This is a genomic window from Chryseobacterium ginsenosidimutans (genome assembly GCF_024807225.1).
Lineage (GTDB): Bacteria > Bacteroidota > Bacteroidia > Flavobacteriales > Weeksellaceae > Chryseobacterium > Chryseobacterium ginsenosidimutans.
In genome coordinates this window covers 4,510,398-4,531,014 of record NZ_JANUCO010000001.1, presented here as the reverse complement: position 1 = coordinate 4,531,014, position 20,617 = coordinate 4,510,398, and the positions used below count along the sequence as shown (strand labels likewise).

At 36.2% G+C, this 20,617-nt stretch carries 14 protein-coding genes; 6 read left to right on the top strand and 8 right to left on the bottom strand.

All coding sequences use genetic code 11. The features are described from left to right. Window positions 1-82: 82 nt before the first annotated feature. Window positions 83-1,243: a reprolysin-like metallopeptidase gene (locus J3D55_RS21325; RefSeq protein ID WP_259134609.1), complete on the top strand. Its 1,161-nt coding sequence runs from the start codon at window positions 83-85 to the stop codon at window positions 1,241-1,243. Further along, complete coding sequence (locus J3D55_RS21320) at window positions 1,215-6,539, top strand: GEVED domain-containing protein (protein WP_259134607.1); 5,325 nt, start codon at window positions 1,215-1,217, stop codon at window positions 6,537-6,539. The genes J3D55_RS21325 and J3D55_RS21320 overlap by 29 nt, the downstream gene beginning before the upstream one ends. Window positions 6,540-6,691: 152 nt before the next feature. Here J3D55_RS21320 and coaE read toward each other — a convergent pair whose 3' ends face one another. From coaE to ruvB, 4 genes are all read right to left on the bottom strand, one after another. Beyond that, window positions 6,692-7,327: a dephospho-CoA kinase gene (gene coaE, locus J3D55_RS21315; protein ID WP_259134605.1), complete on the bottom strand. Its 636-nt coding sequence runs from the start codon at window positions 7,325-7,327 to the stop codon at window positions 6,692-6,694. Window positions 7,328-7,336: 9 nt separating this feature from the next. Beyond that, window positions 7,337-8,203, bottom strand: coding sequence for an MBL fold metallo-hydrolase (locus J3D55_RS21310; RefSeq protein ID WP_259134603.1), 867 nt, complete (start codon window positions 8,201-8,203; stop codon window positions 7,337-7,339). Between the two features lie 23 nt (window positions 8,204-8,226). Next, the gene (locus J3D55_RS21305; protein ID WP_259134601.1) at window positions 8,227-8,865 is read right to left on the bottom strand and encodes an FMN-binding negative transcriptional regulator; all 639 of its coding nucleotides are present in this window, start codon (window positions 8,863-8,865) and stop codon (window positions 8,227-8,229) included. Window positions 8,866-8,954: 89 nt separating this feature from the next. Continuing rightward, complete coding sequence (gene ruvB, locus J3D55_RS21300; protein WP_259134599.1) at window positions 8,955-9,977, bottom strand: Holliday junction branch migration DNA helicase RuvB; 1,023 nt, start codon at window positions 9,975-9,977, stop codon at window positions 8,955-8,957. Window positions 9,978-10,240: 263 nt separating this feature from the next. Here ruvB and hutI point away from each other — a divergent pair, with 263 nt between their 5' ends. From hutI to J3D55_RS21280, 4 genes are all read left to right on the top strand, one after another. Further along, window positions 10,241-11,464 carry an imidazolonepropionase gene (hutI, locus tag J3D55_RS21295; protein WP_259134597.1) on the top strand — a complete coding sequence of 408 codons (1,224 nt, stop codon included), beginning with the start codon at window positions 10,241-10,243 and terminating at the stop codon, window positions 11,462-11,464. Window positions 11,465-11,704: 240 nt separating this feature from the next. Then, a complete protein-coding gene (locus J3D55_RS21290; RefSeq protein ID WP_259134595.1) occupies window positions 11,705-12,817 on the top strand; it encodes a DUF695 domain-containing protein in 1,113 nt (370 codons plus the stop codon). Between the two features lie 3 nt (window positions 12,818-12,820). Next, window positions 12,821-13,735, top strand: a complete 915-nt coding sequence (hutG, locus tag J3D55_RS21285; RefSeq protein WP_259134593.1) for a formimidoylglutamase — start codon at window positions 12,821-12,823, stop codon at window positions 13,733-13,735. Window positions 13,736-13,874: 139 nt separating this feature from the next. After that, complete coding sequence (locus tag J3D55_RS21280) at window positions 13,875-15,167, top strand: aldehyde dehydrogenase family protein (RefSeq protein WP_259134591.1); 1,293 nt, start codon at window positions 13,875-13,877, stop codon at window positions 15,165-15,167. A 161-nt stretch (window positions 15,168-15,328) separates the two neighbouring features. On the opposite strand, the gene J3D55_RS21275 is transcribed toward J3D55_RS21280, so the two are convergent. From J3D55_RS21275 to rnc, 4 genes are all read right to left on the bottom strand, one after another. Then, window positions 15,329-17,731 (bottom strand): NIDO-like domain-containing protein, encoded by a 2,403-nt coding sequence (locus tag J3D55_RS21275; protein ID WP_259134589.1) that lies wholly within the window; start codon window positions 17,729-17,731, stop codon window positions 15,329-15,331. 227 nt (window positions 17,732-17,958) lie between these two features. Next, window positions 17,959-19,404 carry a pyruvate kinase gene (pyk, locus tag J3D55_RS21270; RefSeq protein WP_259134587.1) on the bottom strand — a complete coding sequence of 482 codons (1,446 nt, stop codon included), beginning with the start codon at window positions 19,402-19,404 and terminating at the stop codon, window positions 17,959-17,961. Then, window positions 19,397-19,870, bottom strand: a complete 474-nt coding sequence (locus tag J3D55_RS21265; RefSeq protein ID WP_259134585.1) for an IPExxxVDY family protein — start codon at window positions 19,868-19,870, stop codon at window positions 19,397-19,399. The genes pyk and J3D55_RS21265 overlap by 8 nt, the downstream gene beginning before the upstream one ends. Further along, complete coding sequence (gene rnc / locus J3D55_RS21260) at window positions 19,848-20,609, bottom strand: ribonuclease III (RefSeq protein WP_259134583.1); 762 nt, start codon at window positions 20,607-20,609, stop codon at window positions 19,848-19,850. The genes J3D55_RS21265 and rnc overlap by 23 nt, the downstream gene beginning before the upstream one ends. Between the last annotated feature and the right edge of the window lie 8 nt (window positions 20,610-20,617).

Sequence of the window (20,617 nt, the reverse complement as noted above, 5' to 3'; positions counted from 1 at the left end):
GTATAAAAAAATTAGATGTATTTATAAATTAATAATAAAAAATAGTTAGCTTTGTATAATTAATATAATATATGAGAAAGTTATGAAGAAAAATTTTACTTCTTTCTTTTTCCTCTTTTTGTTTGCGATAACCAGTGCACAATGGAATCCGACGACATTCAGAGGAGAAAAACCCAGAGCAAATTCCGATATTAGGAATTATTACTCTCTAGACATTTCTCTACTAAAGTCTCAATTGGCAAAAGCACAGGAGACGGGCAAAAATGCAAAGCCCGTCACGATTTCTTTGCCAACTTTAGATGGGAAAATCGAAAAATTTGCCGTTTACAGCTTCCCTGTTGTAGTGAAAGAACTGGCAGATCAGTATCAATTAGGATCTTACGTAGGTGTAGGGATTGACGATCCCGGCAAGTACTTAAGATTTAGTTTGGCGCCAGATGATTTTCAGTCGATGATCATCAAAGATGGTGTATACGAATTCATAGAACCCGCCGACAAGAACAAAACAGTTTACGGAGTGCACCCAAAAACTGATAAAAGTAATGAAGGCTTCTTATGTTCAATGAATGAAGATAGACTATCTAAACAAGAGATAGCCAATCTTTACACAACAGGAAAAGCATTTGCTAATCAAACAACCAATTTTGCAAAATCTTCTGACAAGAAATACAGAACGATGAGATTGGCAATGTCTGTAACAGGTGAGTACACTCAATATTTTGGTGGAACTGTTGCAAACGCTTTGGTAGCAATTAATGCTTCATTAACGAGAGTAAATGGTGTATTCGAAAAAGATTTTGCATTACACTTAAATTTACAAAACTATCCGGGCGTAATTTACACAAACCCTGCTACTGACCCTTATTCTAATGCAGCAGCTGGTGTGGGTGGAGCTTGGAATACAGAATTACAACAAACGTTAACTGCGAATGTTGGTAATGCTAACTACGACATTGGTCACTTATTTGGTGCCAGTGGTGGTGGTGGTAATGCCGGCTGTATCGGTTGCGTATGTGTAGATCCTACCACTGGCGTACCAAAAGGTAAAGGTTCAGGATTTACTTCTCCTGCAGATGGTATTCCGCAAGGAGATAATTTTGATATTGACTATGTTGCTCACGAAATAGGGCACCAATTAGGAGGTAACCATACCTTCTCTCACGGTCTGGAAGGTTCCGGAATGAATGTTGAGCCGGGTTTCTGGTTCAACTATTATGGGTTATGCAGGTATCACAGGTGCTAATACTGATGTTCAGGCACACTCTGATCCTTATTTTCATGCAGTAACTATTACTCAGGTTCAGACTAACCTTACGAATAAAACGTGTGATGTTGAAACTACAGTTACCAATAATCCACCTGTAATTGCAGCATTACCTACTTATAATATTCCTAAAGGTACAGCATTTGTCTTAACAGCTTCTGCAACGGATGCTGAAAACGACCCAATGACTTATTGTTGGGAAGAAGTAGACAATGCAAGTGTTACCATTAATAAAAATAATTTAGGAACGACTTCTACTGGCGCTACGTTCAGATCGTTTAATCCGACGACGAGCCCGACGAGATATTTCCCTAAACTAGCTTCTGTGTTGGCTGGAGTTTTAAATAATTCTAATAATGGTTGGGAATCTGTTTCTACCCTTGCAAGAACTACAAACTTCAGAGTAACCGTTAGAGACAATAATCCGGTAGCTACTCAGCAGCAAACTCAATTTGCAAATCAGCAGATTATTGTTGGGAACGACGGTCCTTTCAAAGTGACGACTACTACCGCTTATAACAATGGTCCTACGAATGTAACTTGGGATGTTGTAAATACTACAGCTGCTCCTTATAGTGTTGCAAACGTAAAAATTGACTATACTATTGATAATGGGGTAACCTGGACAGTGGCTTCTGCTTCTACAGCGAATGACGGAACAGAGGCATTAAACCTAACTGGTCTTACAGTTGGAGGTACTGTGAAAATCAGAGTAAGCTCAATTGGAAATGTATTTTATGCAATTGGTAGTGCTACAATAGCTTCTTTAACAGCGTGTACAGGTGCTGCACCAACAGGTATTGTTGTTTCAGCGATTACACAAAGTACGGCTACAGTTACTTGGACAGCTACTGCTAACTCAACGTATGTGGTTCAGTATCGTCCGGTAGGAAGTCCAACTTGGATTACCGTTCCTGTAACAGCAAATACAATCAACCTTACAGGTTTAACTGACGGTATTCAATATCAAGTACAGGTATCTACAGTTTGTTCAGGTGTTCAGGGACCTTTCTCTGCTACTACAACCTTTACTACTTTAGGTCTTACCTATTGTACAATGACTTCTAGTAATTTTGGTTCAGAATATATTTCTAATGTTACGGTAACTCCAGTTGGTGCTGCTGTAATGAGTAATAATTCTGCAGGTTCTACTTATACTGATTATAGTGCTACTCCAAGTGCTTTAATAAACTTAGTAATCGGATCTACAGGAAATACAGTTTCTGTTACTAAATTCTTCCCTGGTACAATCTGGAGTGAAGCCGTTGGTGTTTGGATTGATTTTAACAGAAACGGAACATTCGAAGCTACAGAACAGGTGATGAATTCACCATCGAGCACGACTACTCCTGTTTCGGCTACATTCAACGTTCCCGCAACTGCATACAACGGGCCTTCAACGACAAGAATGAGAGTTGCTATGCAATATTTTTCTTCTCCTGTAATGTGTACTAGTTTTGGTGACGGAGAAGTTGAGGATTATGCTGTAAAATTAATTCAACCGATTCCTTGTACAAGTAATGCTCCATTAAACCTTACGGTAACAAACCTTACTGCAACTTCTGCATATGTAATGTTTGATCCGGTAGTAGGTGGTACTTATATTCTTCAGTGGAGACCGTTTGGTTCTACTACATGGACTACTGTTCCTTTAACTACACCTGCTTATACTATTACGGGTCTTACGGAACAAAGTCAGTATGAAGTTCAGGTAGCGTATGTTTGTTCTGGTACTACCGGCACATATACTGCTCCTTATCCGTTTACTACTCCGGTGGTTACTTATTGTACCAATACTCCGACAAATAATACGAACGGATATATTTCTAATGTAACAATTACGCCGACGAGTTCTTATGTAATGAGTAGTAATTCAGCAGCGAGTACTTATACAAACTTCACTACAGATCCTACAAGACTGATTACATTAGTACGTAACTCTACCAATAACTCTATTTCTGTTGCTAAATCTTGGTCTGGTACTTTCCAATCTTATATAGCTACTTCGGCTTGGATTGATTTTAACAGAAATGGTATTTTTGAAGCAAGTGAAAAAGTAATAGGTGTAGGAACAAGTATTACTACACCGATCACCGCTACGTTTACGGTTCCTGCGACTTCTTATAACGGTCCGCAAACACTTAGAATGAGAGTTATTGTTGCTACAAGTACAATCAATGACCCATGTGCAACAATTTCTGAAGGTGAGGTTGAAGACTATGCTGTTAAGATTATTGATCTTCAGCCATGTACTACAGCTCCGCCATCTCCAATCATGGTTACCAACGTAACAGCTTCTACAGCTCTTGTTTCCTGGATTGGTGCTACTGGTGCCACATACACATTAAGATACAGAACAGGTACAGGTGCTTGGACAACAATTGCCAATGCCACTAACCCTTATAGTATTATTAATTTAAATGCTTCTACTACGTATGAAGTACAGGTAGCTACAATCTGTGGTGGTACAACAGGTGCATGGTCAAGTTCAGTAAACTTTACAACTCCTACAAGTACTTATTGTACTCCGACTACAACCAGTGTGAGTAATGGTTATATTAATAATATAACAGTATCAGGTACTAACACACCGATGATGTCCAATAACTCAGGACCTACTACTTATACAGATTATTCTAATGATGTTAATAAAATTATTACATTAGCACGTAACTCTACAAATAACTCACTTTCTGTAGGAAGAACAATCTTATCTAGTACCTATTCTACATATGCATGGATAGACTTCAATGGTGATGGAGTATTTAATAATAATCCAAGTACTGTTGCGGGTGGTGAGAGAATCATGAATTTAGGATACTCTTCTACAACACCTGTTACAGCTACATTCAATGTTCCGGCTGGTGCTTATGCGGGAACGAATAAAGTAAAAATGCGTGTTATCGTATATTTCTTAACTCCAACTGATGCTTGTTCACCACTTACAAGTGACGGAGAAGTTGAAGATTATCAAGTGAAATTTGTAGATATTCAGCCTTGTACTACGGCTGCTCCTACAGGAATTACGATGACAAACATTGCTGCTACTACAGCTACAGTGTCTTGGATATCTTCTACAGGTGCTACTTATTTAGTAAGATGGAGAACGACAAACCCAGTTGGAACATGGATTACTTCTCCTGTTGTTACTGGTAACGCGTACAACATTACGGGTCTTACAGAACAGACTGCGTATGAAGTACAGGTTGCTACAATTTGTGGAGGAACTCAAGGACCTTGGTCTACATCTACATTATTTACGACAACGCCGATTATTTATTGTAATATGACGGGAACCGGAACTACAGATTTCATTTCAAATGTTACAATGACTTCGGTGAACCCGGGTATTCCTCCAATGAGTAATACATCAGTGCAAACGAACTATATCAGTTATACAACTCCGGCTACACTTATTAACTTAGAAATTGGTTCTAATAATAATAAGCTTTCTGTATCTAAAGGTTGGTCTACAGGTACACAGAGTGATGCTGTATCTGCTTGGATAGACTTTAACAGAAACGGTGTATTTGAAGCTACAGAACAGATTATGACTTCTGCAGCAAGTGCAACGACTCCTGTTACAGCATTGTTTAATGTACCTGCAACAGCATACAACGGACCTTTAACAACTACAATGAGAGTTGTTCTTAAGCGTACAAGTGCTCCTGTAATGTGTCAGAATGCAGTAAATGGAGAAGTTGAAGATTATGCGGTGAAATTGAGACCTTGTTCTACAACGATGCCGACGAACTTAGCATTCAACACAATCACTCATACGTCTGCTAATGTTACTTGGACGGTACCTACAGGTGGTCTTACATTTATCGTTAGATACAGAGTTTCTGGTACTGGTCCATGGACAGAAGTTACGGCTTCAACATTAACTGGTAACCCACCATTGGCTTTAACTGGTTTAACGCCTGCAACGATGTACGATGTACAAATCGCTGCAAGTTGTGGAATTACTCCGGGAACATTTACAGCTATTCAGACATTCACGACGAGATGTGATCCTACACCTCCGACGGTTACAATTGGTACCGTTACTACAAACTCAGCAGTGGTAACTTGGGCTCCGATTGCACTAAGCTCAACATATGTATTGAGATATAGAGTAGTAGGAACTGCAACTTGGATTACAGTAAATATTACAGCTGCACCTTTAAATACGTACACACTTACAGGCTTGAGTCCATATACTACATATGAAGTTCAGGTAGCTAACAAGTGTAACGGTGAGACTACGGTAAATCCTTGGTCTAATCCTAAAGTATTTACGACAGAAAGAACTTGTGAATTACCTCCTCCGGGATTAACGATTACAAGTCTTACTCCGACAACTGCGGTTGTGGTTTGGACTTCGTTCCCAGGAGCAACTTATATCTTGAGATATAGAAAAGTAGGTATTCCGAGCTGGACGACTGTTGCTTCTAATACAAACACGATTACATTAACGGGTCTGTTAGAATTAACTCAGTATGAAATGCAGGTAGCAAACGTATGTAGCGGTACTCCGGGTACATATACACTGCCTTATTTCTTCACAACACCGACTGTAGTTTACTGTCAGATGACTGCTGCGGCTGGAAGTACAGAGTATGTTTCAAAAGTTACCGTTACTCCAAATGGTAAGCCTGAAATGACGAACCCTTCATTGGCTTCAAACTATACAGATTATACAGGTGTTACTACTAAGTTTATCGAGTTGGTTCAAGGTTCTGCGAACAATAAGATCACGATCGATAAAAAACTTACAGGTAGCGCTCAGGCGGGAGTTGCTGTTTGGATCGACTTCAACAGAAACGGATATTTCGATATCAACGAAAGAATCCTTGTTGCTTCTTCAAATGCAGATGCTACTGCTAGCGGAACATTTACTGTACCTGCAGATGCGTTCGTAAGCTTAACAGACTACAAATATGTAGTAATGAGAGTTGCAATGGCAAAAGATGGAATCCCGGTGAATTGTACAAGCTTCGCTAACGGAGAAGTTGAAGATTATACCGTGAGAATATCTAAAACAATTGTTCCTAACCCACTTAACCAGACGGATATTTTAATCTATCCTAACCCGGTAAGTACCGTATTGTATGTGAAAAATATTAGCAAAAAAGCTAATTATAAGATCTACAGTGCAGCAGGACAATTAGTGTCAAGCGGAATCATCTTAAACAACAAGATTGATGTACATGCATTGATAAATGGAGTTTATGTAATAGACATTCAGGATGGAGATGCAATCTCTGTTCAGAAGAAATTTATCAAAGAATAATAATATAACATTTAGTTATTAATATAGGCTCTCAGAAATGGGAGTCTATTTTGATTTTAAACACTTTGGGAAAATTTAAAATCAATAAAAGGAACTGAAATTTAAAGCACAAAAAAACTCGTTAGAAATGAATCCAACGAGCTTAATTTTTTTTATTCGATATCGAAGATAATCTTTTCGGTTTGTTCCTTTAGATCTTCTACATTCGTATTGTTGTGGATGATGCAGTCTGCGAGTTTTATCTTATCTTTTTCGGGCATCTGCTTTTCCATGATAGCTTGTACTTCACGATAAGTTTTGCCGTCTCGATCCATTACTCTTTTCGCTCTGATGTTGTCTTCAGCAGTTACCAAAATAGACTTATAACATTGCTTATTCAGTTTTAATTCAAACAATATAGCAGTCTCTTTAAAAACTAAATACTTGGTTTGTTTTTTTACCCAATCTTCAAAATCAATTCGAACAGCGGGATGAATAATTTCATTTAATTCGTGGAGCAGATCGTTATTGTTAAAAACCTTTTCAGCTACATATTTTCTGTCGTAAAGCCCATTTTCATCATAAGCCTTATCTCCTAAAAGTTCTTTGATTTTTGCCTTTAAATCATCGTTGTCATTCACGATATCCTTTGCTCTGTCATCCGAATAATAAACCGGAAATCCACAATCTTCAATAAATTTTGCAACCGTGGTTTTTCCTGAACCTATTCCACCCGTTAAACCAATGATTTTGGGGCTTGATAATGGGTCGGGTTCTGCTTTCTGAGTTTCTGAGTGTAATTCTTCCATGGTTAAAAATTAATAGCCAAAAACATCATTAAAACTAAAGGTTTCATCAAGTCTTACGCCTTTTTCGGTCATTTTAAGACTTCCCAATTCGTGGTGTGCATCATGTTCAAAGAACAGCAGATATTCATTATCCACACATTGTTTTAGAAATTTCCCTTTTTCTTCTACCGTTAAAAGTGGTCTCGTGTCATATCCCATCACATACACCGGATTGATATGTCCTGCAGTAGGAATCAGATCGGCAGCGAAGACAATCGTTTTGTCCTGATATTGAAGTACGGGAAGCATCTGTTTTTCGGTATGACCATCCACGAAAATCACATCCATTTTCAGATCCGGAGCAAAACCATAATTTCCATTCTTAGGAAGCGGCAAAAAGTTCAGTTGTCCACTTTCCTGAATCGGAAAAATATTTTCCTTTAAGAAACTTGCTTTTTCTCTCGGATTGGGTTCTGTAGCCCATTTCCAATGGTTTTCGTTCGTCCAGAACTGTGCATTTTTGAAAGCCGGTCTGTAACCCGTTCTGTCGTCGTTCCATTCGATAGCTCCACCGCAGTGGTCGAAATGAAGGTGGGTAAAGAAAACATCGGTGATATCTTCTCTTACAAACCCGTATTTTTTTAAGTTTTTATCTAAATTATCATCTCCCCAAAGAGAGTAGTGACCGAAAAATTTGTCATCTTGTTTGTTTCCAAGACCACAATCAATTAAGATTAATTTTTTTCCGTCTTCCACAAGAAGGGAACGCGTTCCCAGTTCGATTAGGTTTTTTTCGTCTGCAGGATTTGTTTTTTCCCACAAACTCTTTGGGACGACTCCAAACATGGCGCCGCCATCCAGTTTAAATTTTCCACATTGTATTGGATATAGTTTCATATAATATTAAGTTTTATAACGTATTATTTATTTAATGTTTTCATTTTCTCCGCAATTTTCTTTCCGTTTTCGTCGCTGTTTTCAAGATTTAAAATGATGTTCTGGAAATCGTTTTCTTTTCTGTTTTGAGACAATTTTTGCTTAATAAAAATCTCAGTCGGAATAATTTTTAATCCAAAAGCTCCTTTCATTTCTTTCTCTACAAATTCTTTTCCCATATCTTTCACCATCATCGGACATTGCTGAAAACTTTCGTATTTCGAAGTCAATTTATCTAAATGATGATACAATTCTTCCTGATTCATCAATTCAATTTTACCATAAATCTGTACCGCTTCATAATTCCAAGTCGAAACATTGATATGATCGTACCAACTGCTCGAAATATACGTATGTGCTCCCAAAAAATCACAAAGAACTTCATCTCCGTTTTTCAAGGTTTTCGCTTGCGGATTTGCTCTCGAAATATGACTTTCAATATAAATATTTTCCGGATCATCTTCATTCAGCAGCATCATCGAATGCGTCGCTCTGATTTTATCCACAGAAGAAATTAATAAAGCAAAAGAATTCTCTCTGATGATTTCTTTCATCAAATGGTAATCTTCGCTTTTATATAATTTGGGAATAAACATAAATTCTTTTATTTCTATTTTAACCAAAAAGTTTTTAACATTTCAGTTTTATTTTTAACTAAAATATCTTTTGTGGTTAAAAAAACTTTAAACATTACATTCAAAATCTTATACACTTAAAAAAGTTCTCCCGGACTTCTAGGTATCGCAATATTCAAATGTTTATAGGCTTTATCCGTAACTTCTCGACCTCTCGGAGTTCTGATAATAAACCCTTCCTGAATCAAAAATGGCTCATAAACTTCCTCCAATGTTTCAGGATTTTCTGCAATAGATGTTGCCAAGGCTGAAATTCCGACAGGTTTTCCTTTGAAGTTTTCAATCATGACACGCATAATTTTGTTGTCCATCTCATCCAAACCGAATTCATCGACATTCAAAGAATTTAAAGCATATTTTGTAATGTTAATTTCAATTTCTCCATTACCTTTTATCTCCGCAAAATCTCGTACTCTTCTCAAAAGCGCATTTGCAATTCTGGGAGTTCCGCGGCTTCTTCTTGCAATTTCAATGGCTGCATCTTCATAAATTTTTACCCCCAAAACTCTTGCACTTCTAATGATAATCATCGATAAAAGCTCAATCGTATAATATTCCAGTCTGCTTTGGATCCCAAATCTTGCCAACATTGGTTTTGTCAGCATTCCGCTTCGGGTCGTTGCTCCAACTAAGGTAAAAGGATTCAGACCAATCTGAACACTTCTCGCATTCGGACCGGTTTCCAGCATAATATCGATTTTATAATCTTCCATCGCAGAATACAGATATTCTTCCACAACAGGCGACAAACGGTGAATTTCATCAATGAAAAGCACGTCATTTTCTTCCAGATTGGTTAATAATCCGGCTAAACTTCCGGGTTTATCCAATACAGGACCGGATGTAATTTTACAGTTTACATCGAGTTCATTTGCAATAATATTGGCTAAAGTCGTTTTACCCAAACCTGGAGGACCATGCAACAAAACATGATCGAGAGCACCGCCACGTTTCTTGGCAGCAGTAACGAAAACTTCAAGATTTTCTAAAGTTTTTCTCTGTCCGGCAAAATCTTTAAAGCTCTGGGGACGAATCTGTTCTTCCTGTATGAGCTCTTCACGGGAATAATTGTCTTTGTCTGGATGTAAAAAATCAGGCATTAATTCAATTTCATTTACTGTAAAGATAAGGAATTTAGGTTAAGGTTTAAAGGCTGAGATTGAGTAAAAATTAAGATTTGAGCAGAAGAGATATTTTGAGTATTTTTGAGATGAAAATTAAGATAAAAACTGTTTGGCTTATTTCCAAGCTGAGATTCCTACGGAATGACAAATTTTTTGTACATTTTTGGTATGCTGGAAACATTCAGGCAAAGTAGAATGAAAAGCATTTTTTATCTGAACTTTAGCTTTAAACTAAATAAATGAAATTAATTGGTCCTTTCAAACAAGTAGTAACACTTGCCAATCTTCCGCTAAGAGGAAAACTTTCTGACGAACAACTTGAAATTATTGTCGATGGTGGAATTTTAATTAATAACAATAAAATCCAGCAAGTCGGAAACTTTGAAACCTTAAAATCAGAAAATCAAAATATAGAAATTGAAACGATTGAAGGCGAACAAATCGTTCTTCCGGCTTTCGTAGATTCTCACACGCACATTTGCTTTGGCGGAAATCGTGCGAATGATTTTGCCATGCGTAACGCAGGGAAAACATATCTTGAAATCGCTGAAAGTGGCGGTGGAATCTGGAGTTCTGTTCAACATACAAGAAGCGCTTCCGAGGAAGAATTATTAAGAACTTTATTAGAAAGAATTGATTTTTTACTATCTCTTGGAATTACAACAATTGAAGTAAAAAGCGGTTACGGATTAGATGTCGAAAACGAGCTGAAAATGCTTCGAATCATTAAAAAAGCTCAGGAACAGACCAAAGCGACTTTGGTTCCGACTTGTCTTTCTGCGCATTTGAAACCTAGAGATTTTGAGGGAAGTAACGAAGAATATTTACAATATATTTTAACGGAGATTTTACCGAAAGTAAAAGAAGAAAACCTTGCAAAACGTGTTGATATTTTCATTGAAAAATCTGCGTTTCAACCGGAAGAGAGTAAAGATTTTTTGCTTAAAACTAAAGATTTAGGTTTTGATATTACTGTTCATGCAGATCAGTTCACGCCGGGAAGCTCAAGAATTGCTGTGGAAGTTGGCGCGAAATCTGCAGATCATTTGGAAGCGACAATAGATGAAGATATTGAGTTTTTAGCACAATCAAATACCGTGGCAACAGCTTTACCGGGCGCAAGTTTAGGATTGGGAGAGAAATTTACTCCGGCAAGAAAATTATTGAATGCAGGAGCAATTGTAGCGATTGCAAGCGACTGGAATCCGGGTTCTGCACCGATGGGAAATCTGATTACTCAAGCTTCGATTTTAGCAACATTTGAAAAGTTAACAACCGCAGAAGTTTTAGCAGGAATGACTTTCCGTTCGGCTTTTGCACTGGATTTGGAAGACAGAGGAAAACTAGAAGAAGGCTTGAAGGCAGATTTTGTGACTTTTAAAACAAATAATTTCCAGAATGTTCTTTACAATCAGGGAAGCTTGAAGGCGGAAGGAGTTTATATTGATGGAGAAAAATATTAATTAATGAGATGAAAAAAATAGTCATTTATTTTGTCTCCATTATTACATTAATTGTCTTCTTATACTTTTTCTCAATAGTCTTAATTTTTACAGTGATGACAAAAAGAGTAGGGGATCCGCCATTTGCTTTCAGAGATGTTTTGATTATATTAATCTGGTTAACAGTATTCATTTCAATAATATATTTAATAATTAAATTTCTTATAAGCGTTTATAAGTATAAATAAAAACAAAAATGATATGGGAATTTTAGACAGGTTCTCAGGAATAAAAAAAACTACTGAGAAAGATAGTGAAATCAGAACTTATCAAGATTTTTGGGATTGGTTTATCACTAAAGAAAAAGAATTTTATGAAGAGGTAAAAATCCAAAATAATATCGAGACTAATTTTTTTGATATTATTGCACCGAAGCTCAAACAGATCAATGAAGGGTATTATTTTCTTGCAGGAATGAGTGATGACACAACCGCCGAACTCATTATTACGGTAGAAGGAGAAATTAAAAATATTGTTTTTGCAGAAGAAATTATTGCCGTTGCTCCGAAATTGGATGGCTGGAAATTTACAGCATTAAAACCGAAAATGAATCTTACCAGCGGAATTGAAATGGAAGGTTACAAATTTTCGGGGGATAATATTTTCTTTTATGCCAATGAAATCGAAGGTTATCCTGATGAGATCGACATTACTTTTGTTTATGAAGATTTAAATGCAGAAAACAAGAATTCTGCTGTAACCGGAGTCTGTATTTTTCTGGATAACTTCTTAGGTGAACTCAATTTTGCGACTCAGATCGATACTTTTAACGTGATCGGAAAAAATGAGGCAGAAAAAGAACTGGTACCGATTTCTAAGCTGAAAGATTTTTTATTATGGCGCGAAAGAGAGTTTACAGAAAAGTATAAAGATGTGAAAGATTTTGGGGAAGAAGATGCTTATACAGTTCTTGAAGCTATTTTAAAGAATGGATTACCCTTAATTGCCACAATTAATACCACCTCGTTAAAGTATGACGCTAAAGCTTCTTATCCGTGGATTTCTGTTCTGAAAATTGAGTATAACGGAGAACAAAATAATGGACTTCCTGAAAAGGAAGACTACGAAAAATTAAATGATATTGAAGAAGCTGCTTTTCAAAATCTTAAAAGCGAAGATGGGAACATTTATATTGGCAGAGAAAGTGCGGATAACGTTAGAGAGATTTATTTTGCAAGTAAAGATTTCAGAAAGCCTTCCAAAGTTCTGGGTACAATAATAAATGATCATTCCGAATATAAAATGTCATTAGAAATTTACAAAGACAAATATTGGCAGAGTTTTGAACGATATAATGTAAATCAAAATAATTAAATCATGATTTGGGAAGGAAGACTAGACGGTGAAGAACTTCTTTATCACAGGATGTTTCAGAGGGTGAGAGAAGAGAATAATTACGATGCGATCTCAACTAAAGATTTCGTTTTACACGGATTTGCTGTGGATGAAGGCGTTCGAAGGAATAAAGGAAGACAGGGTGCAAAAGATGCTCCGGATATTATCAGGAAAAATATGTCTAATTTTCCCGTGATTCTACCTGATTTTTCATTGCTTGATTTTGGAAATATCACCTGTGACGACGGAGATTTGGAAAACACTCAGCATACTCTTGCCAAAAAGGTCTCCAAAGTTTTATTGAAAGGAGGAAAATCCATGGTTTTAGGCGGTGGACATGAAGTTACCTATGCTCATTATTTAGGACTAAAAACCGCTTTTCCCGAACAAAAAATCGGGATCATCAATATCGACGCTCATTTTGACAACAGACAGCCTGAAAATGGAGTAGGACCGACTTCCGGAACCGGATTTTGGCAGATTGCCCAGGAAGGTGAGATCAATTCTTTGCATATCGGGATTCAGAGAAATTCTAATACGTTGAAATTATTTGATACGGCTCATCAATATGGGATGAAATATATTTTGGCAGATGAACTTTTCTTTGAAAATCTTCCGTCAATTTATCAGCGGATTGATGAATTGCTGGAGAGTGTAGATTATGCTTATTTAACGATTTGTATGGATGTTTTTAACGCCTCGATTGCTCCCGGAGTTTCGGCTTCGGCTTATAACGGGATTTTTGCGGATGCGACATTTATGCATTTTTACAGACATATGTTGAAAAATGAAAAATTATTAGCCTTAGATGTGGCAGAAGTTAATCCAAGCTATGATATTCAGGACAGAACGGCGAGATTGGCAGCAACACTTATGAATGAATGGTTTATGATCTAAACCAAAAAATTATATTTTTCTCATAGAGAAAATCACTATTTTATTTAACCTTAAGGAACAAAATTTGTTGCTTTCACGATGCTTAAGAAGAAGCATTAATTAAATTCATTGATTTGGATTTAAAAACAGAAATTACATTATGGAACAATCAATTGAAAATAAACTTATTAAAGCAGATAAGGCATTTTCAGAATGGAAAAAAGTGCCATTCGAAGACAGACAAAAACTCATTGCAAAAGCAGCGGAAATCTTAAAAAACAATTCTGAAAAATTTGGTACAATCATTACAACAGAAATGAATAAGCCGATTTCACAGTCGATTGCTGAGGTGGAAAAATGTGCTTTAATGATGAATTATTATGCAGATGCTGAAAATATTCTGATGCCGGAAAAAATTGATTCTGAATTTGCATATTCTGAAGTTCATTATGTTCCAAAAGGTGTAATCTTAGGAGTAATGCCTTGGAATTTCCCTTTTTGGCAGGTTTTGAGATTTGCAGTTCCCGCAATGTTAGCAGGAAATACGGTTGTTTTGAAACATGCTTCCATTTGTTTCGGAAGCGGAAATGCAATTGTAGAAGTTCTTTTGGAAGCTGGTTTTCCGGAAGGTATTTTCCAGCATCTTGAAGTGGGACACAAAGAAGTAAAGGAGATTCTTGAACATGACGCTGTAAAAGGAGTGAGTTTAACAGGAAGCGGAAAAGCAGGTGGTGAAGTCGCTTCAATAGCCGGTTTGAACATCAAAAAATCTTTGCTTGAATTGGGCGGAAGTGATGCTTTTATTATTTTGGATGATGCCGATTTGGATGAAGCTGCAAAAGCAGGAGTGAAATCGAGACTTCAAAATTGCGGACAAACTTGTACTGCTGCAAAAAGATTTATCGTTGATGAAAAAATTGAAGATGTATTTCTTCCGAAATTCATTGCAGAATATCAAACCTATGTTTTGGGAGATCCTATGAACAAAGAAACCGTTATTGCAGGAATGGCAAGACCGGATTTGGCAGATGAGTTGGAAAAGCAATTTAATAAAGCATTAGAAAACGGCGCAGAAATTATTATTCCTTTAGAGAGAATTTCTGATAATGAATTTAAGCCGGGATTAATTAGAGTACAACAGGGAAATGCTATTTTGCAAGAAGAGCTTTTCGGACCTCTTGGAATGATAATGGTCGCTAAAAACGATGAAGAAGCTTTACAGATGGCGAATGATATTCCTTTCGGGCTTTCAAATTCTGTGTGGACGGCAAACAAAGACCGTCAGTTATTTTTTATTGAAAACCTAGAATCCGGAACGGTAAATATTAATAGAATGACGAGTTCTGATCCTCGTTTTCCTTTCGGTGGATCAAAAGCTTCCGGATATGGAACAGAGCTTTCTTTATTGGCTCTAAAAGAATTTGTGACCGCGAAGACTGTTGTTGGAAATTAAAATACGTACTCTTTTTCGGTCTTTCTTTTTATCTTTTTTATATGAGTTTTTTTTAATTTTTAAATGAAAGAATAAGATAATAAATAACGATGATGGTATAATAATCCGTCTCACAGTTTATTGCTGTGAGACGGATTATTTTTACAGTACAACATTTAAGACTACTTCTTAATAACTTTTACTGATTGTTTAGAACCATCTTTCATGGTTAATACAACCATATATACACCTGAAATTAAATCTTTTAAATCAAGCGTTGAAGTCTGTTTATTAAATGTTTTTAATAATTTTCCTGAAACATCTATAATTGAGATACTTTTAACATTTGTAACATCTGAAATAGTAATATTTTCTGAGAATGGGATTGGATATATTTTAATTTGATCTTTACTTCCGGAAGTTTCAATAGTGGCAAGGTTTGCGACTTCATTAATATTAATATCATCAATTGATAAAATATTAAAACTAAAATTATTAGAATATATATTAAATCCAAAGTAATAAATACCTGAAACAGTAGGAGTAAAATTAATAGATTCTGAGTTTACAATATTATTTGTTATATTAGGGTAATCTGCAATTATGTTGGTCATACCTGCCACCGTAGCAGAAGTTCCATACACAACTTTTAGCTTTTCCTGAAACGGTCCTTTAGCATATTTAAAAGAAATATTGTATGCCGTACCAGCAGTTAAATTTACCCCCCTCGTAAAGAACCATGAATTTGCGGAACCACTTGTAGATTCGTATATTAAAACTTTTGTACTTGTAGCAAAAGATCCACTTCCTTGTTTCGTCTTCCAACCGGAAGAAGTTGTACAGTCTGGTAATGCAGGAGTAACGACATTTTCAAAATCTAGAGAATAAGGAACATTCAAAGCATCACACGGTGTTTTAAACATCCTGATCTCACAAGGTGTTGTCGGGATTGTGGATGCAGCTGTATATGCAGTTACAGAATAATAATATGATGTTGAACTAGCTAATGGAGTACTAATAATATAATTGGTTACATTGCCTGCGATGTCAGCATCTACTACATCATTTCCACCCGAAGTAGTTCCAATTTTTAACTTATAGCCAGCTGCACCATTTACTGCTGTCCAACTTATCGTTGGAGATGCACTTGTTCCGGCTTCATTATTTGAAACAGATACAGATGATGGGCAAAGAGTAGTGGTTTTAAAAACGCCGGTATTAGACCATCCTCCTTTATTAATTCCATCACAGTTTCCTCTTACCCAAAAATAATATGTAGTATTAGGTGTTAATCCTGATATAAGTGCAGTATTTACAGGTGCATTGGGAGGAGCAGAACCTGATGGTATTGTAGTGTTAGTAGGAAGAATAGGTGATGTACTGTAATAATATTCATATCCATTATTGGGGAACACTGTAAAAGTAAGCCACGTTATAGTAGCTGAATTAGGTGTAATGGTGGTATAAGATAGAGATGAAATTGTTGTTGCGCAATTTGCTGTCGTCGTAAAAGAGCCTGCCTGTGGATCGGGGCTTAATGATGAACTTGGGATATGGGAATAGGTCGACTGTACACTACCTTTCAAAGCCTGTATTTGAAGCTGATATTTAGTACCCTCATTTAACCCTGTAAGTGTAGCATTAGTTCCAGAAACGGGATTTCCAGTAAAGTTTGTCCAGTCACAACTTCCAAAAGTTCTATACTGAATATTATAACCAGTAGCTCCCGATGCGGCTGTCCAGCCTACGTTTACACTATTGGTTGTTATCGCGGATATAGAGCCCAAAGTTCTTACCGGTAATTGAGTACCAGGAGTCCATGTATATTGCAATCCTGATGGGATTTTAATATTTGGATTAATAAATCCGGAAAAGATCATCGTACTTGTGGTGGAAGTTCCCGTAACGGCATTACTCCAATCACAGGTTGTGCCTATCGGAGCATTGTAAATTGTAAGCGGGCTTACATTGTTCATATAATTGTTCGTATTTCCTCTTATTCCGACTTGTGGTGTAGCGCCTGAGTAAGAGGCAGGTCCTGGATCCGTACAGCTTCCGTAAACAATGTTAATAACTCCAGTAGTATAATTTAAGCGGATTTGAAAATTAAGATTTTCAGTAAATCTGTTATCGTAACTTGCATGATTCTGCCACTGAACAACAAATTCATTTCCTAAATCCTGATATCTTACCTCATGATTACCGGTTGGCTGAGGATTATCTGAAGGAGAAAATCCTCCGTTTTGACCAAACGCCGATATAGCTCCTTTATCATTCGCTGTAATATTTAAAGGGGTATAATTTGTTGGTGAAGGTGCGGATTCAAAAGTTATAAAACCATTTGTACTTACATACACTTTACTAATCGTAACACCACCAAAAATAAAAGGAGATGATAGTGTAATAGCTGGTGAAATCTCATCATCATATGTTGAGTTAGTTCCAGACGGAAATAGCTTGGTTCCACCTGTAATTGGTATATAAGTTCCACCTGTAGTTTTAGAAAAAGTATAGGCAGCAACGTTGGTCTGAGCATAGATACTTATTCCCAAAATTATAACACATAAGAGAAAGAGTTTTTTCATATTTGGTGAATTAATTTTGTATTAAAATTACAATAAATTATAAGTATAAATGTATTAAAATCAAAATTTTAGAAGTCTCAAAAGGAATTTACCTTAAAAATTATATCTTGTTAATAATGATTTTTTTTAATATTAATAATTATCAAGGACTTTATAATTCTAATTTCAAATAACAAAACTCCCGAAAATATTCGGGAGTTTTGTTTTATATAAAAGCAATTTTCTGTTTACACGTTTGTTAATCTCAATGTATTTGTTTTTCCGCCTTCATAAGATGGAGTCGCATTGATGTTGATTACAAAGTCTCCCGCTTCAATGAAACCAGAGTTGTGAGTAAGCATATTCACTTGGATAATCGTTTCATCAGTAGATTTGTTCATATCGTAATAATACGCGTGAACACCCCAAAGAAGGTTCAGCATGGTAATTACTTTTTTGTTTCCACTGTAAACAATAATGTGAGAATCTGGTCTGTGTGCCGCAAGCTGGAAAGCTGTGTATCCAGAACTTGTTAACGTAACGATTGCTGCAACATTCGTCGTTTTGGCAATTCTTACCGCAGCAAGACATACTCTGTTGGTGATGAATCTCTCATCAATACAGTTGAAGTCTTTCTCGATAGGTTCGTTTTTGTGCTGATAAAAATGTGTCATCTCGATGTTTTTCACAATTTTAGTCATATTTTCAACCACCTGAACAGGATATCTACCCACAGAAGTTTCTCCTGAAAGCATTACCGCATCAGCTCCGTCCAATACAGAGTTGGCAACGTCGTTTACTTCCGCTCTTGTTGGCGTTAAGCTGTTAATCATCGTTTCCATCATCTGAGTAGCGATAATTACAGGCTTAGAATAGAATCTTGCTTTCTCAACTAAAGTTTTCTGAATTGCCGGAACTTCTTCCATTGGAACTTCAACACCCAAATCTCCACGTGCAACCATTAAGCCGTCACATTCCAATAGGATTTCGTCGATATTTTTTACACCTTCAGGTTTTTCGATTTTTGCAATAATTGGCGTTTTGTATTTACCATTCGGATGTTTTTTGATCAATTCTTTTAGATCGATAATATCCTGAGCATGACGCACGAATGATAACGCGATCCAGTCAACCTCCATGTCAAGCATGAAGTTAGCATCCTGCACATCTTTTTCCGTCAATGCTGGAAGAGAAACGTTTGTATTGGGAAGGTTTACTCCTTTTTTAGAGCTTAGAGGTCCCCCTTGAATTGTTTTTGCTTTTACAGTGTCTATTGAGTTGGTTTCAATAACCTCCAACATTAGTTTTCCGTCATCAATAAGGATTTTCTCTCCAACTTTTACGTCTTGAGGAAACTGTTGATAAGTCATGAATACTTTTGTAGAATCTCCTTCCATTTTTTCATTGGTGAAGGTAAGAATGTCTCCAGGATTAAGGTAAGAACCTTCCTTTACGACACCTACTCTCAGCTTAGGACCTTGTAAATCTCCTAAAATACCAACAGAATAACCATATTCTTTATTAAGTTCTCTGATGATTTCAATATTTGATCGAACTAAGTCGTAATCTGCATGTGAAAAATTGATTCTGAAAATGTCAACACCTGCTTTCATTAACCCTAACATCACTTCCTTCGATGAGGAAGCCGGACCAAGCGTCGCGATAATTTTTGTCTTCTTTAAATACTTATTCATAATACTGGATAATTTGATAAAGTTCTTCTTCAGAACCTAGTGTGTAATCTTGAATTGGAAATACAAGATTTTCAGGGAGCAAAATTACGGAAAAATCAGGAAACTGTTCCGAACTATGCAAAATATATTGCACTTCTACCTGATTATTTAATAAAAACTTAATATTTTCTTCTTGTGAGAAGAGTTCAGTCTGTAATTTTTTTTGTTTACTTTCAGAAGATTTGTTCGAAATGAAAGTAAAACATGTCTTTGTAAACTTGTGATAAGCCTCAAATCTCGGAAAATAATAGTCATAATAAGACCCATGAAGAATAAGATCTTCAATTCTTTTAAAAGTGAGGTCGTTTATAGTATTAACCTTGTAGAAAAACTCATGATCGGGTATATTTTTTGCTAATCTTACCAATGCTATGGCAATATCTTCAAATTCTATATCATCAAGATCATAAAGTTTTTGGATTTCCAAGTATATTTTCCTTTTTGTTTAAAATATAAAATGCCCTTTGTGCAGATTTTTCTTCTGCTTTTTTCTTGGAAGTTTCTGTGGCATTCGCGATTCTTTCTTCTCCAAGCCATACATGACATCGGAAAACAATCGATTTATTCACCTGAATTTCTTCGCAAGTTTCGTACTTTATATTCACTTTTTTCTTCTGGCTCCATTCGAGCAGAAGACCTTTGTAGCTTACAATTTTGTTCTCAAGTTTATTAATCTCGGAAGCCGTCAGAAGCCTTTCCAGAATAATCCTTTTGCAGGCTTCATACTGGAAATCCAAATAAATAGCGCCGATTAAAGCTTCGAATAAATTTCCGGAGATATTTTCACCCAAAGCCACAGAATTCTGCTTTAGCAAAAGATCTGTCAGTTTTAAGTCTTCTCCTAATTTATTAAGATTTTTCCTATTAACAATCTTAGATTTCATTTGTGTTAAATACCCTTCATTAGCTTTAGGATAAGTATGAAACAAATGACAAGAAATAATTGTACCCAAAACAGAATCTCCTAAAAATTCAAGCCTTTCGTAATTACTGTCTTTATTTTTAGAAGAATTTTTTAAAGAAAAAGCTTCACGGTAAAGCGCAACATTTTGTACCTCAGTACCAATTATTTTGCTGAGTGCATTACTGAGAAAGTAATCTCTCTCGGTTAGTTTTCTTTTTCTTTGTTTGAGAAGGAATTTAGAAAAGTATTTCTTTAACTCCATTCAGTAAA